This window comes from Gemmatimonadaceae bacterium (genome assembly GCA_020846935.1).
Classification (GTDB): domain Bacteria; phylum Gemmatimonadota; class Gemmatimonadetes; order Gemmatimonadales; family Gemmatimonadaceae; genus RBC101.
The window spans coordinates 57,107-71,725 of sequence record JADLCY010000011.1 but is presented as its reverse complement, the minus strand read 5'-3'; the positions used below and the strand labels follow the sequence as shown (position 1 = coordinate 71,725).

13 protein-coding genes are annotated in these 14,619 nt (G+C 68.0%); 9 read left to right on the top strand and 4 right to left on the bottom strand.

The features are described 5' to 3' along the window. Nucleotides 1-3: 3 nt before the first annotated feature. Both IT361_12840 and IT361_12835 read left to right on the top strand, forming a co-directional pair. Nucleotides 4-1,275, top strand: a complete 1,272-nt coding sequence (locus tag IT361_12840; protein ID MCC6318562.1) for a C4-dicarboxylate ABC transporter — start codon at nt 4-6, stop codon at nt 1,273-1,275. A 122-nt stretch (nt 1,276-1,397) separates the two neighbouring features. Further along, entirely contained in the window at nt 1,398-1,949 is a 552-nt protein-coding gene (locus IT361_12835) for a hypothetical protein (GenBank protein MCC6318561.1), read from the top strand. Between the two features lie 90 nt (nt 1,950-2,039). On the opposite strand, the gene IT361_12830 is transcribed toward IT361_12835, so the two are convergent. Continuing rightward, the gene (locus IT361_12830) at nt 2,040-4,193 is read right to left on the bottom strand and encodes a PAS domain S-box protein (GenBank protein MCC6318560.1); all 2,154 of its coding nucleotides are present in this window, start codon (nt 4,191-4,193) and stop codon (nt 2,040-2,042) included. Between the two features lie 248 nt (nt 4,194-4,441). Between IT361_12830 and IT361_12825 the strand changes: the two genes are divergently transcribed. The 7 genes from IT361_12825 (at nt 4,442) to IT361_12795 (ending at nt 11,556) form a co-directional block, all read left to right on the top strand. Next, nucleotides 4,442-5,644: an acetyl-CoA C-acyltransferase gene (locus IT361_12825; protein MCC6318559.1), complete on the top strand. Its 1,203-nt coding sequence runs from the start codon at nt 4,442-4,444 to the stop codon at nt 5,642-5,644. A gap of 24 nt (nt 5,645-5,668) precedes the next feature. Beyond that, entirely contained in the window at nt 5,669-6,556 is an 888-nt protein-coding gene (locus IT361_12820; GenBank protein MCC6318558.1) for a CPBP family intramembrane metalloprotease, read from the top strand. Further along, nucleotides 6,553-7,401 (top strand): 3-hydroxybutyryl-CoA dehydrogenase, encoded by an 849-nt coding sequence (locus tag IT361_12815; GenBank protein MCC6318557.1) that lies wholly within the window; start codon nt 6,553-6,555, stop codon nt 7,399-7,401. The genes IT361_12820 and IT361_12815 overlap by 4 nt, the downstream gene beginning before the upstream one ends. Nucleotides 7,402-7,445: 44 nt before the next feature. Beyond that, a complete protein-coding gene (locus IT361_12810) occupies nt 7,446-8,609 on the top strand; it encodes an acyl-CoA dehydrogenase family protein (protein ID MCC6318556.1) in 1,164 nt (387 codons plus the stop codon). A gap of 73 nt (nt 8,610-8,682) precedes the next feature. After that, nucleotides 8,683-9,729 carry a Glu/Leu/Phe/Val dehydrogenase gene (locus IT361_12805; protein MCC6318555.1) on the top strand — a complete coding sequence of 349 codons (1,047 nt, stop codon included), beginning with the start codon at nt 8,683-8,685 and terminating at the stop codon, nt 9,727-9,729. A 112-nt stretch (nt 9,730-9,841) separates the two neighbouring features. Beyond that, nucleotides 9,842-10,291, top strand: a complete 450-nt coding sequence (rpiB, locus tag IT361_12800; GenBank protein MCC6318554.1) for a ribose 5-phosphate isomerase B — start codon at nt 9,842-9,844, stop codon at nt 10,289-10,291. Continuing rightward, nucleotides 10,288-11,556, top strand: a complete 1,269-nt coding sequence (locus IT361_12795) for a serine hydroxymethyltransferase (GenBank protein ID MCC6318553.1) — start codon at nt 10,288-10,290, stop codon at nt 11,554-11,556. The genes rpiB and IT361_12795 overlap by 4 nt, the downstream gene beginning before the upstream one ends. Before the next feature lie 108 nt (nt 11,557-11,664). On the opposite strand, the gene IT361_12790 is transcribed toward IT361_12795, so the two are convergent. The 3 genes from IT361_12790 to IT361_12780 form a co-directional block, all read right to left on the bottom strand. Further along, complete coding sequence (locus IT361_12790) at nt 11,665-12,909, bottom strand: YncE family protein (GenBank protein MCC6318552.1); 1,245 nt, start codon at nt 12,907-12,909, stop codon at nt 11,665-11,667. A gap of 174 nt (nt 12,910-13,083) precedes the next feature. Beyond that, nucleotides 13,084-13,623: a hypothetical protein gene (locus IT361_12785; GenBank protein ID MCC6318551.1), complete on the bottom strand. Its 540-nt coding sequence runs from the start codon at nt 13,621-13,623 to the stop codon at nt 13,084-13,086. Further along, nucleotides 13,620-14,546, bottom strand: coding sequence for a proline dehydrogenase family protein (locus IT361_12780; GenBank protein MCC6318550.1), 927 nt, complete (start codon nt 14,544-14,546; stop codon nt 13,620-13,622). The genes IT361_12785 and IT361_12780 overlap by 4 nt, the downstream gene beginning before the upstream one ends. Between the last annotated feature and the right edge of the window lie 73 nt (nt 14,547-14,619).

Below are 14,619 nucleotides of genomic sequence, written 5' to 3'. Positions count from 1 at the left end.
CCGATGACGCTGCAACTCGTCGCCATCGGTCTGTTCATCGCCGCCTTCGCCGTGGCGAGCGTGCGGAACGTCCACCTCGGCGTCGTCATGTTCGCCGCAGCGTGTGGCGTTGGCATGTGGCTGGCCGGACTTCCGCTCAAGGACGTGGTGGCCGGCTTTCCCGTGAACATCATGGTGCTCCTTGCCGGGGTGACGTACTTCTTCGGCGTCGCGCAGGAAAACGACACCGTCGATCGGCTGATCGAGGCGATTCTCGGACGTGTTGGCCACATCGCAGCGGCTCTCCCGCTGGTGTTCTTCTCGCTGACGGCCTTGCTCTCGGCCATGGGCTCGCCCATCGGCAGCCTCGTTACCTGTGCGATCGCGATGCCGGTCGCGCGCAGGCATCGCATCGATCCCGTGCTGATGGGCCTCGCGATCGGGACGGGGCAGAGTGCCGGCGGGTTTGCGCCAACGAGCCTGTTCGGCATCGTCACCTACGGGACGGCGCATCAGGCGAACATTCCGCTCAACCCGTTGACGCTCTTCGGCATGGCGGTGGCGATCAATCTCGTGCTGCTCGCCGCCGCCTACCTGATGTTCGGTGGCCGGGCGCTGCTCCGTCGGCGTGTCGAGGCCACAGCGAGCGACCTCATGCAGCGGACAGGCGCGGCGCGAGGGCCGTGGGAGTGGCGGCAATTGGCGACCGTCGGCTGCATGATCGCGCTGGTCATCACGGTCGCTGCGGCATCGCTCGCCGGAGCAACCGCGGACATCGGGGTGCTGTGTTTCGCGTTTGGGGCAGTGCTGGCGCTGCTCGACCCCAGGTCCGGCACGGCCGCGGTTGCGCGGATCGACTGGTCGACGGTGCTGTTGGTGGGAGGCGTGATCACGTTCGTGACCGTGCTGCAGGGCATGGGGGCCGTGGACCTCCTGGGCAACGCGGCGACGCACGTGGCGGCGCCGATCGTTGCCGCCTACGTGCTGTGCGCGATCGGTGGACTCGTGTCGGCGTTCGCGTCCACGACGGGCATCCTGGCAGCCATGGTGCCGCTGGCGCTGCCGCTCGTGGCGAAGGGCGATGTCGCCGGGTGGGCCATGATCAGCGCGCTCGGCATCTGTTCGTCGATCGTTGACGTGTCACCCTATTCCACCACGGGCGCCACGGTCCTTGCGACGGCGCACGAGGACGACCGGCCTCGACTGCGCTCACGGCTCACGCGGTGGGGCCTCGCCATGGTGATCGTCGGGCCGGCCATCCTGGGCACGATCCTGGTGTTGCCCACCGCGCGGTGAGCGCGCCCGGCAGTTGGTGTGTTGCGTGACGGCGCCCTGCACAGCATGATTGGGGCCCCCGCGACCAACCGGCCGACGCTGTACGGCGCCGCTGAATGTCGCTGCATTCAGGGAGGTCCCAAATGTCTGTCTCGTGGCTCACGCGCCTGGGTTCCACCGTCCTGCTCGGCCTGGCCGTGGCGAGTTGTGATCGATCAAGTACGGCCCCGATGGCACAACACGTCCATGACGCCGCGACCGGCCGGTTGTCACCCGACGCGGCGAACAAGGCGGCCAACCTGGCTCGGGACATCCGTGCGATCACGTCGAAGTACCAGTCAAAGCGCCTTGCCCTCGCCGACGGATACGCCGAGGACGCGCACTGCGTCGAACATCCGACGCTCGGTGGAATGGGTCACCATTTCGTGAACGGCGCGTTGGTCGACCCGGTGTATCAGCCCGCTCGGCCCGAGGTGATGCTCTATGCGCCGGATGTGAACGGCCGGCTCGTGCTCGTCGCCGTGGAGTACATCGTGATCGATGTGGGCCAACCCGCGCCAACGTTCGGCGGCCAGCCGTTTGACGTGGGTGGCACGCCGGTGCCCGTGCCACACTGGAGCCTGCACGTCTGGCTCCACACCACCAATCCGGCGGGGCTGTTTTCGCCGTGGAATCCGAACGTGAACTGCCCGTGAGGCTGCGTGCTGCCGTCCCGCGTCAACGCATGCGGGACGGCACCGCGGCGCGCCGGCCGCGCGCGGTCGTTCGCGTGGCGCCACACTCCGCTAGGAATCCGAGTGCACGGGAAACACCACCTGCACCCGAGTACCGCGACCTACGTCGCTCTCGATCCACACCTCGCCGCGGCTCTGGACGACGATCCCATACACGATCGAGAGTCCGAGCCCCGAGCCTCGACCCACGTCCTTCGTCGTGAAGAACGGATCGAAGGCGCGCCGACGGACGCTTTCGCTCATGCCCTCGCCACTATCGGTGACGGAGAGTCCGACGCCACCGGCCTCCGGAAGCTGAAATCCCGGTGGCAGGCGCGCGTCGTCCGGGGCAACGCGATCCGTCGCGATGACGATCGTCCCGTCCCGGTTCATGGCGTCGCGTGCGTTCAGCACGAGGTTCACGAGCACCTGTTCGATCTGCCCGCGGTCCACGAGGACGCGAGCCAGTTGCTCGTTGAACTGAAATCGGACGCTGATGCCCGGCCCGACGAGGCTCCTGAGCAGCCGGGTGGCGCTCTGAACCAGCGCATTCAGGTTGAGCACTTCGACGCGTCGATGCTGTCGCCCGCCGAAGGCGAGCAATTGTTGCGTGAGGGTGGCGGCGCGGTCCGAAGCCTTGAGGATTTCACGCACGTCGTCGCCGCGCGGATCCTGCGGGCGCAGGCCGTTGAGCAGCATCGATGCGTAGCCACTGATCGCCGTCAACAGGTTGTTGAAGTCGTGCGCCACGCCTCCCGCGAGTCGGCCGACGGCTTCCATGCGCTGCGATCGCCGCAGCCGATCGTCCCGCGCGCGGCGCTCTGTGACGTCGTGGATGGTGCAGACGACCTCGACGCCGTCGACGGTCGTGTGCGGCGCCGCCTCGACGATGAGCCAGCGCCGATCACCGCCCTCGGGCCGCGCGAGCCCGATCATGGATCCGCGCACCTGCCGACCGAGGCGCCGCGCGTCCTCGACGACCTGGAAGGGATCGGGAGCCGGCGTGCCATCGTCGTGCACCACATCCCACGTGCTGCTTGCCCCGGTTTGACCTGACAGTTGGGCCTCGCTGCGATCGAGCAGTGCGGTCGCCGCCGGATTGCTCACTGCGATGCGGCCCTCGCTGTCGAACACGATCACCCCGGTGGCGAGTTGTCCCACCACGCTTCGGATGCGAGCCTCGCTCCGCGCTGCCGCAAGATTGCGCGCGAGTCCGCGGTTGAGGCGCTCCGTGAGCGCCTCGCGCGCGAGAACGAGGATCGTCACGCCGAGCGCGGCGAGCGCGAGCGCAAGGAGGGAACTGCCCTCGACGCGCGCCTCGGCGATGAGGAGTGCGTATACGACGAAGCCAAGCAGGATGGGGAGCGGGTTGCGTGGTTCGTCGGTCGTGGGCGGTACGAGGGCACGCGTCGCCTCGGTGGGGCGCAGGGCGGCGGCCTCCACCGCCCACATCATGCCGACATACCCCACGAGGAAGAGGCCATCGACGGCCAGGGACATCGCGGAGGCAATGCCCGTGTCCACCAGCTGATAGCCAAGGTCCCCGCCGAGGTAGGCCAACTGCGAAAACGTCAGGAGGCGGAGCACGCCGGCGTCGGCATGAAACCTCAGCGTGAGGAGCAGCGGGACCAGGATCGCGAACGTACCGAGGTCACCGATCGGGTAGGCAAAGAGGATGGCGCGCTGCTGCCAGCCATCGGTGGTTGCCGCCAAAGGTCGCACGACCTCGAGCCATGTGATCGTGACCGCGGCGACGACGGCGATCGCGGTGTCGAGCAGGGTCCGGAGACGTCGCTCCCTGGCCGCTGGAGGCGACGGGATTGCCCTGATCGCGGCCACTGCCAGCGGGTACCCGAGCAGGTACGCGAGGTTGGGCCACGAATACGTGGGATCGACGTCGAAGACCGTCAGCTGCAGGCACGTGACGATCGCACCGACTGCGGTGAGCGCGAACGTCGCGGCGTATAGCTGGAAGCTCCGTCGCAGGCCATCTGACGGAAGGCGCCGGGCCGCCACAAGGAAGGCGAGGGCGAGACCGCCACTGAATGGCAGGAAGGCCAGTTGCTCATACACCGGCCAGGCGAGGCCCGCCGGCCGAATGACGCGCAGGACGATGTAGAACGCCGCGTTGGCGCAGAACAGCAACGTCCACGGCCCCGGACGCTGCCCGGCCGCACGGGCCGAACGCTCGTTAGGTGAGGCCCGGAGCGTCGCAGCGGCGTTCACCGGCGTCGCCAGCCCTCGCCACGTGGGGAGACACCCCGGGCGAGGTCCTGCGAGGTACGACGGATCGGATGGCGCTTCACGAAGGGGTGGGAGGCCGTATGGTGACACGACGACCGCGACGCTCGGGTCAATTGACCTGTCGACGCGCACGGGCGCCAGCCATTGGATGGATCGATGCAACTGCAGTTGGCCTGTGCTTCCCTTAGGTTTCCCGCAGGACCTCTGACCTCCGAATAGCCCTGTTTTCCATGACCGATACGTCCCGGATCCCCGTCATTGTTGCTGCCGCCCGAACGCCGATCGGTCGGTACCTTGGCGGACTGGCCCCCCTGCAGGCTACCGAACTCGGCGCGCTGGCGATCCGCGAGGCCGTGCAGCGCTCGAAGGTGCCTGCGGGCGAGATCGGCGAAGTGATCATGGGCCATGTGCTGCAGGGTGGCACTGGCCAGGCGCCGGCGCGTCAGGCCATGCTCAAGGCCGGCGTTCCGGCGACGGTCTCGGCGGTCACGATCAACAAGGTGTGCGGCTCGGGGCTCAAGGCCGTGATGCTGGCCGCGCAGGCGATCCGTGCCGGAGACCAGCAGGTCGTGGTGGCCGGGGGCCAGGAGTCGATGTCGAACGCACCGCACTATCTGTATGGCTACCGCGGCGGCGTGAAGATCGGCGATCACCCGGTCGTCGACGGCATGATCCGCGATGGGTTGTGGTGCGCGACGTGCAACGTGCACATGGGCAGCCACGCCGAATACACGGCGACCCGCGCGAACGTGACGCGCAGCCGCCAGGACGAGCTGGCCGCGCAGTCGCACGCCAGGGCGGTGGCGGCGCAGGAGGGCGGCAAGTTCACCGCCGAGATCGTGCCGGTCGAGCTTCCCGGGAAGAAGGGGCCGACGGTGGTCGCGGCCGACGAGGGGCCGCGCAAGGACTCGACCCTCGAGTCGTTAGGCCGCCTGCGCCCGGCCTTTCCCGGTGCCGACCCGAAGACGCTCACGGTGACCGCGGGCAATGCGTCGTCGCTGAACGATGGCGGCGCCGCGCTGGTGGTCACCTCACTCGCCTACGCGCAGGCCCATGGGCTCACCGTCATGGCCCGGATCGACGCGTACGCGACGGGGGCGACGAACCCGCAGGAACTCTTCTTTGCCCCGGTCACGGCCGTGCAGAACCTCATGAAGAAGGAAGGGACGACGATCGGCGCCTACGACCTCATCGAAGCCAACGAGGCCTTTGCGTCGCAGGCACTGGCCGACGGCGACGCGCTGGGCTGGGACTGGGCGCGCGTGAACGTCAATGGCGGCGCGATCGCCCTCGGCCATCCCATCGGCGCGAGCGGGGCCCGTGTCCTGGTGACGTTGCTGCACGCGATGGCGGATCGTGGGGCGACCAGGGGACTTGCCACCCTGTGCCTTGGCGGCGGTGACGCCGTGGCGCTCTCCGTGTCGCGCGCCTGATCGCGCGGTCCGCCTGACGAACGGATGACGGGCGACCCCGGCGAAGGCCGCACCTCCGATGCCCCCGATCTCCCGCCGCGCCGGTCCGTCCCGGCCCGGTACCGCTTCCTCGTGTTTGTCCTCGCTACCGCGGCGGGTATCCTGGGCTTTCGCGCGGCCTTGTCGCCGTTCGGTGGGACCATCGACACCATGCTCGGCGCCCGCATCCCGGCGTTCTACCTGATGATGACGGGCGGCCTGCTGGTCGGACACTGGTGGACGTTGCGCACGATGGAACCGCGCGGATGGGCCGTCGTGCGGCTCGGTCGCGGGCAGTTCGGTTGGCGCCAGGTCTTCGCGGGCCTGGCGTTAGGCGGCTTCGCCGTCGGCGGCCCATCGGCCATCCTGCTGCTGGCCGGCTGGTTGCGCATCGAGCCCTCGCCGCCGGGAGACTGGTGGCACGCGGCTCTGGCGACGCTGGCCGTGCTCGTGCCCGCCGCGCTCTGGGAGGAACTGCTGACGCGTGGGTACGCGTTCAGCCTGATTCGCGACGCCCTCGGCGCGCGCCGCGCCATCGTCGTCACCAGCGTGGTCTTTGGGCTGCTGCACATCGAGAACGCCGGCGCCACCTGGCAATCCATCGCGCTCGTCATGCTCGCCGGCATCTTTCTCGGCAGCATCCTGGTGGCGCTGGACAGCCTGTACGCCGCCTGGGCCGCCCACGTGGCCTGGAACTTCGTCATGGCTGGTGTGCTGCACGCGACCGTCAGCGGGGTGGGCATGGGGTCGCCGAACTACCGTACCGTGGACGCGGGTCCGGATTGGGCCACCGGTGGAGCGTGGGGACCCGAAGCCGGCCTGCTGACCGGCGGTGGCTTGTTGTTAGGCATCTACATCATGTTGCGGCGACGTCGCCGCGGAGTGGACTCATGAGCGAGACCATCGCCGTCATTGGCGCTGGACAGATGGGGAACGGCATCGCCCACGTGTTTGCCCAGGGCGGCTTTCCCGTGACGATGATCGACGTGTCGGCCGACGCGCTGGCCCGCGGACGCGCGACCATCGAGAAGAACATGGACCGGCAGGTCAAGAAGGGAGCGCTCGACGCCGCCGCGAAGGATGCCGCGCTCGCTCGCCTCACCGTTGCCACCGACCTCGCCGCCGTCGCGCCCGCGGGACTCGCGATCGAGGCGGCGACCGAAAACGCCGACCTCAAGTTCCGCATCTTTGCCGACCTCGATCGGCTCGCCGCACCCGGCGCGATCCTCGCCACCAACACCAGCTCGATCTCCATCACCGAGATCGCCGCGCGCACCCAGCGGCCCGCGTCCGTGATCGGCATGCACTTCATGAACCCCGTGCCGGTCATGCAACTCGTCGAGGTCATTCGCGGCCTCGCCACCAGCGATGCGACCACGGCGCGCGTCATCGAACTGAGCAAGGCGCTCGGCAAGGTGCCGGTCGAGGTCAACGACTTTCCGGGCTTCGTGGCCAACCGCATCCTGATGCCGATGATCAATGAGGCCGTGTATTGCCTCATGGAAGGCGTCGGATCGGCGGAGTCGATCGATACCGTCATGAAGCTCGGCATGAATCACCCCATGGGCCCGCTGGCGCTCGCCGACCTGATCGGGCTCGACACGTGCCTGTCGATTCTCGAGGTACTCCACGGCGGACTGGGCGACCCGAAGTACCGGCCCTGTCCGCTGCTCCGAAAGTACGTGGCGGCGGGTTGGCTCGGTCGCAAGTCGGGGCGCGGGTTCTTCAGCTACGCGTAGTTGCTCGAGCGCACCTTCGCGCTCCGCTCTCTCACACGTTCCCGATGTCCTGGGCACTCATACCTCTCACGGAAGAACAACGCGCCGTCCAGCAGACGGCGCGCGATTTCGCACGCAGCGAACTGGCCCCGCACAGCGATCGATGGGATCGCGAAGCCGGCTTTGATCGCGAAGTCGTGCAGCAGCTCGGAGCGCTCGGTTTTCTCGGCATGATGATCCCCGAGGCGTACGACGGTCTCGGGCTCGATACCTGCACCTACCTGGTGGCCCTCGAGGAAATTGCGGCGGTCGACGCGTCGGTGGCCGTGCTCATGAGCGTGCACAACTCGCTGCCCACGCAGATGCTCCTGCGCTACGGCACCGAGGAGCAGCGGCAGCGGTTCCTCACGCGCATGGCGAGGGGCGAGTGGCTGGGCGCCTTCGCCCTCTCGGAACCCGAGGCAGGGTCCGACGCGGCGTCGCTCCGTGCGCAGGCCGTGCGCGACGGCGATCACTACGTCCTCAACGGCGTCAAAGCGTGGGTCTCGCACGGGTCCATGGCCGACGTGATCCTGTGCATGGCGCGCACCGATATGCCCGAGGAACGCAAGGGCGCCCGTGGCATCAGCACCTTCATCCTCACGCCGGACATGGTCGGGCTGTCGGTGGGCAAGAAGGAAGACAAGATGGGCCTGCGCGGTGACGCCACGGTCCAGCTCCACCTGGACGACGTTCGCGTGCCGCGCGCCCACCTGCTGGGCGAGGAGGGGATGGGATTCATCTATGCGATGCAGTCGCTCGAGAGCGGTCGCCTCGGCATCGCCGCGCAGTCGATCGGCATCGCGCGCGCCGCGCTCGAACACGCCGTCGCGTACGCCGCGGAGCGCAAGCAGTTCGGCAAGCCAATCAAGGAGTTCCAGGGGATTCAGTTCAAGCTGGCCGACATGGCCACTCGAGTGACCGCGTCGCGTGCGCTCCTCTACGCCGCCGCAGCCGCCAAGGACCGGGGCGAACCCGTCACCCAGTTCGCGTCGATGGCAAAACTCATGTCGACCGAAACCGCGATGTGGGTCACGACCCAGGCCGTGCAGGTATTCGGCGGCTACGGGTACGTGAAGGACTATCCCGTCGAGCGCCTGTTCCGCGACGCCAAGGTGACCGAGATCTACGAGGGCACCTCCGAAATCCAGCGCATCGTCATCGCCCGCGAACTCTACGCGAAAAGCTGAGCGCCCGCACGCTCGGTACGCACCACCCACCTTCAACCCGAAGATCGTGAAGTCCTTCGACATCATTGCCGACATGGGGCACGAACAGCTCGTGCTCTGCCACGACAAGGCCAGCGGATACCGCGGTATCATCGCGATCCACGATACCACCCTCGGCCCGGCGCTCGGCGGCACGCGGTTCTGGCAGTACCAGAGCGACAACGACGCGATCGTCGACGCACTGCGTCTTTCGCGCGGCATGACGTACAAGAACGCCGTGGCCGGCCTCAATCTCGGTGGGGGCAAGGCCGTCATCATCGGTGACAATCGCACGGTGAAGCGCGAGATGATCTTTCGCGCCCACGGCCGGTTCGTGGAGTCGCTTGGCGGCCGCTATGTGACTGCGGAGGACGTCGGGACGAGCACCGCCGACATGGACTTCGTGCACATGGAGACCGACTACGTCGCCGGTCTTGCCACGCGGTCGGGCGATCCGTCGCCGGTCACCGCGCGCGGCGTGTTCCGCGCCATCCAGGCCGCGGCGCGTCAGCGCTGGGGATCCGACGAAGTCGCGGGCCGCACCGTCGCGGTGCAGGGCCTTGGCCACGTCGGGACCTACCTGTGCCGCGAGCTGCACGCCCAGGGCGCGAAGCTCGTCGTCACCGACATCGATCCCAACCGCGTCAAACGCGCCGTCGAGGAGTTCGGCGCTGCCGTCGTCGAGCTCGACCAGATCTACAGCGTGCAGGCCGACATCTTCGCCCCCTGCGCACTTGGCGGCATTCTGAACGACGACACCATCCCCGCGCTCAAGGTGGAAATCGTCGCCGGTGCGGCCAACAACCAGCTGCTCGAGGAGCGCCACGGCGTCGAGATCGAGAAGCGCGGCATCCTCTACGCGCCGGATTTCGTGGCCAACGCCGGTGGCGTGATCAACGTGTACAGCGAACTCGCCGGATGGACGTCGCAACGCGCGCTCCGCAAGGCCGACGAGATCTACGACACCACACTCGGCGTGTTCGAGATTGCGCGGGAGCACGGGATCCCGACGTACGAGGCTGCCGATCGATTGGCCGAACGCCGGCTGCAGGCCGTGGGCGGCCTGGTGCGCACCTGGCCGCAATGGCCGAGGAAGAGCTAGACCGGCGCCCCTGCCGTCGCTCAGCGCGGTGGCGCGAAGTAGGTTCCGAACGCACGGAACCCCGCGCCACCGGTCCGGTCGTCCCGCCTTCCACTCGACCACCCGACTTCCGATGTCCGAGAAGATCCCGATTGCATCCGACCACGCCGGCTACGAGATGAAGGCAAGGGTCGCCGCGCATCTCAGGTCGTTAGGCTTCGAGGTCGAAGACCACGGCACCAATTCGCCGGCGTCGACGGACTACGCCGACTATGCGCATCCGGTCGCCGAAGAAGTCGCATCCGGTGGAGTGAAGCGCGGCATCCTGCTGTGCGGCACCGGGCTCGGCATGTCGTACGCCGCCAATCGTCACGCACATGTGCGCGCGGCGGTCGCCTGGTCGCCCGAGATCGCCGAGCTTTCCCGCCGGCACAACGACGCCAACGTGCTGGTCCTGCCCTCGCGCTTCGTGTCGGAGGGCGAGGCAGAACGCATCGTCGACGCATGGCTCAACACGCCGTTCGAGGGAGGGCGGCACGTCCCCCGCATCGAGAAGATCGAACTCAAGGAGGCTTCGGAATGAACGACTGGCACACGTGGGATCGGTGTCCCCCCGGCCGCGCGCTGCAGGCCACCGACCCCGACATCGCGGCACTCATTGCCGAAGAGACCGACCGCCAGTCGCACGGTCTGGAACTCATCGCCAGCGAGAACTTCGTGTCCCCGGCGGTGCTCGAAGCCATGGGCTCTCCGCTCACCAACAAGTACGCCGAAGGCCTGCCCGGAAAGCGCTACTATGGGGGCTGCGAGGTGGTGGACAAGGTGGAAACGCTCGCGATCGAACGTGCCAAACAGCTCTTTGGAGCCGAACACGCCAACGTGCAGCCGCACTCGGGGGCTTCGGCGAACGCCGCCGTCGCGTTTGCCTTCCTCGAGCCTGGCGAGACCATCCTCGGGCAGGATCTCTCGCAGGGTGGTCACCTCACGCACGGATCCCCGGTCAACTACTCGGGCAAGACCTATCGTGCGGTCCACTACGGCCTCGACGATCGGGGATACATCGACTACGACATGTTGCGCGATGTTGCACGCCGCGAAAAGCCGCGCATGATCATCGCGGGCGCCAGCGCCTATGCCCGCACCATCGACTTTGCGAAGTTTGCCGAGGTCTCGCGCGAGGTCGGGGCCATCCTCATGGTCGACATGGCACACATTGCCGGCCTCGTGGCGACCGGCCACCATCCCTCGCCCATCCCGCACGCCGATGTCGTCACCTCGACCACGCACAAGACGCTGCGCGGTCCGCGTGGAGGGCTGATCCTCAGCACCGCGCGCCACGCCAAGGCGATCGACAAGGCGGTCTTCCCCGGCCTGCAGGGCGGCCCGCTCGAACACGTCATTGCGGCCAAGGCGGTGGCTTTCAGGGAAGCGCTGGCGCCGTCGTTTGGAGTGTACTGCGGCCAGGTGGTCGCCAACGCTCGCGCTCTGGCGGCGGCGCTGATGGCGCGCGGATACCAGCTCGTATCGGGTGGCACGGACAACCACCTGATGCTGGTCGATCTGCGCAACAAGGGGCTCACCGGCAAGGCGGCGGAGCAGGCGCTGGACAAGGCGGGCATCACGGTCAACAAGAACACCGTGCCGAAGGAGACCCAGTCGCCCTTCGTGACGAGCGGCATTCGCATCGGCACGCCGGCGGTGACAACCCGTGGCATGCAGGAACCGGCCATGCAGCGCATCGCGGAGCTGATCGACACGGTGCTCATGGCGCCGGAGGACGCCGCCGTGCACGCGAAGGTGCGTGAGGGCGTGATGGAGCTCACGCGCGCGTTCCCGCTCTATCGCTGACCGTACCACGCCCGTCCCCCGCAGCCCGACATCGGGGCGAGGCGGACGGGCGGCGTACGGCGGTGATGTTCCCGAGCGGTGGGACCGGCGCGGGGCGAACCTGGGCGGCTACGGCCGCGGGACCATCTTCCAGAACGCGATGCCGCTCGCCTGCTGTCCCACGTCCACCGTGCCCACGCGTTGCTTGGCCACGAGGTCGAACACATCGACCTTGCCCGGAGCCGCGCCCACGCCTTCCGAGCTGACAAACGCGTAGCGCGAATCGGGACTCACGGCCACGCCGTGCCCGATCGTCGTGCTGAGCTTGTCGCGGTACACGCTCTGCCCGGTGGCAAGGTCGATCATCTCGAAGCCGGCGCCCTTCTTCAGGGTCGCGAGCAGGAACTTGCCGTCAGGCGTTACGGCGAGGTTGTAGGGCCCCACACCGGTCTGGAACCGCCGCACCACACGCCACGAGGCAGCGTCCACTTCGAGGATCTGGTCGGCCTTGTTGCAGGCCACGTAGACGAGCGAGCCGGTGGCCGCAGGCTGCGCCCACGTCGGCGAACACGTGGCCGTCATCGACGCCCCGTGCCCCTCGCGGTTGTCCGTCGCGGCCATCGCATGTCCGGCGTGCTCCGGCGCCTTCACCAGGCCTTCCTTGCCCTTGGCCAGCGAAAACATCGCCGACACTTCGTAGGTGCGCGTGTCGAGCTCGACGAGCATGTCGTCCATCATGCACCCCGAGTAGTGCCTGGTGCCGGCGTGGTTGAACCGGCTGCCGTGAGGCATGACGCACGTCGTCGTTTGGGCGACCTCGGTGTTGGTCGGGGTGTAGACCACCGAGATCGACGACGGCACCATCTCCCCGTGCAGGTTGAAGTTCGCGGAGAACGTGTACAGGCCGTCGGGCGTCACGTCGATCGAGGCGGGGAAATAGCCCAGCACCGTTGGCGGGCCGACCAGCGTATCCGGGCCGAGCGCGTACTTCCAGAACTTTCCGTCGGGCGTGCCGTGGCCGGTGGTCATGAAGAGCCACTTTCCGTCGGGAGAGATCTGCAGCCCGTGCGGGCCCTCCATCTCCGTCGCCTCGATGCCGATCGGGATCGCCTTCTCCACATGCGCACCGTCCGGTCCGAACCGGATGCGGTAGATCATGTCCGCGGACTCGGCGCCGACGTAGGCGAAGTAGTCCGCCGTCGGGGCGCTACTTCCGGGCGGCGCGGGTGGCAGCTCCTTTGGCCTGGACACAGCCGGAGGTGTCGACCGCGCGCGCTGCGCCGTGGAGTGTTCTGGCGTCAGGGCGATCAGTCCGGCTGCCGCAGCACTCGCGAGGAGAGTCTGGGAGAGCAGGGGCCAACGCATACGAGTCACCGCTGCAACGGGTTCGTTCGCTGCACCGCGCGGCTCAGCCCGCGGATGCCGCTTCCACCACCGAGGGAAGGTTAATGCCGGGGCCGCAAGGCGTCAGGGCGAGCTGCGGCGACGGCACTGGCCCTGATCGCCAGGGGTCAGTGCGCGAGGCGACGGGCTCGCGGCCGTCGGCGGCTACTCCTTTTCCCTGACACGCCCCTCGGCGACGACGCGCCAGCCGCTACCGGAGCGCGGCACGAGCTTGTAGGCCATCTCGAACGCAAACGGCTCCTGCCCGGATCCCGTCGATGCCGCGTACAGCTCGGAACGAAGGTTCATGCGCAGCGTGTCGCCGGTGCCGCGGTAGATGGGCGTCGCGCGGATCAGGTAGCCGCTCCGTTCCACCGGGCAGAGCGGGGCGCGCTGCGCCGAACTGCGCTGCGGTGTACACGAGCCGTGCGTGAGGCCGGCCCGTTGCAGAGCCGCGCCTAACGACTCAGGCATCGCGTCGCCGCCGTCGAGACCTGCGCCGGCGGGAAGGAGCTGCGGATGCGTCACCAGGAAGAGGTCAGGCCCCACGTCGAACGCCGCCCGGATCGCCGCGTCGTACACGGCCACTTCCTCTGCCACACTGAGTCCGGCGACCGGCAGGCCGTTCGATCGCGAGGTGTCGGGTCGATCGGCCGGCGCCTGACAGGCGGCCAGCGCGGCGAGAACGAGCAGCCGATGCATCACGTCAGCGCGGTCTTCACTACGAACCAGACGTTGGCGGGCCGTTCGGCGAGTCGACGCATGTACCACGGAAACCAGTTGGCGCCGTAGCTGATCAGGCAGCGCACGCCGACACCGCTCGCGGCGAGGCTGCGCTGCTCGGCTGACCGGATCCCGTAGAGCATGTGCACCTCGAAGCGATCCTTCGTCAGCTGCATGGAACGCGCGCGGCCGACGAGCCGGTTCACGATGTTCATGTCGTGCGTCCCGAAGATGGGCAGCGCCTCGCCGCGGCTGGACGCGTCCAGCATCGTCTCGCCGAGCGAAACAAACGCGGCGTCGGTATCCCGCTTGGCCGGAAAGGCCACCTGGGGAGGCTCGGCGTACGCGCCCTTCACCAGGCGGATGATCGGCTTGAGCGGGAGCAGGCGCTCCAGATCCTTCGGCGTGCGATACAGGTAGGCCTGCAGGGCGAGCCCGGTGCCGGGGTGGCTCGACTTGATGTGTTCGTAGACCTCGAGCGTGCGATCGACATAGGACGAGTCTTCCATGTCGATCCAGATGAAGGTGCCATGCGCGGCCGCGGCCTGCGCGATGGCGCCCACCTGGCGCACGCATTCCTTTACGCTCGTGTCCAGCCCCAGCTGCGTGGGCTTGATGGACAGAACCGTCGGAAGCCCGCGGGCAGCAATCGCGGCGAGCGCGGCGATGTAGTGATCGCGCACCTCATCGGTGTTTCGCTCGCCGGTGAGCGATTCGCCGAGCCGCGTGATGATGGTCCCGATGCTGGAGCGTGCGAGTGTGTCTGCAGCGCCCAGGGCGTCAGTGAGTTCCTCGCCGGGCATGAACTTCTTCACCGCCTGCCGTGCGAATCGGCGCTGCGTGAGTTGCCGGGCGAGCCACTGGCTGCGGGATGCGCGGAGGAGGGCAGTGCGGGCGAGCGACATGGGCTTGAGGCGAGAAGGGACGCGCGAGAAGCTAACGCGGTGTCCTGAGCCCGCGAGGTGTGGTGGGCTCGCG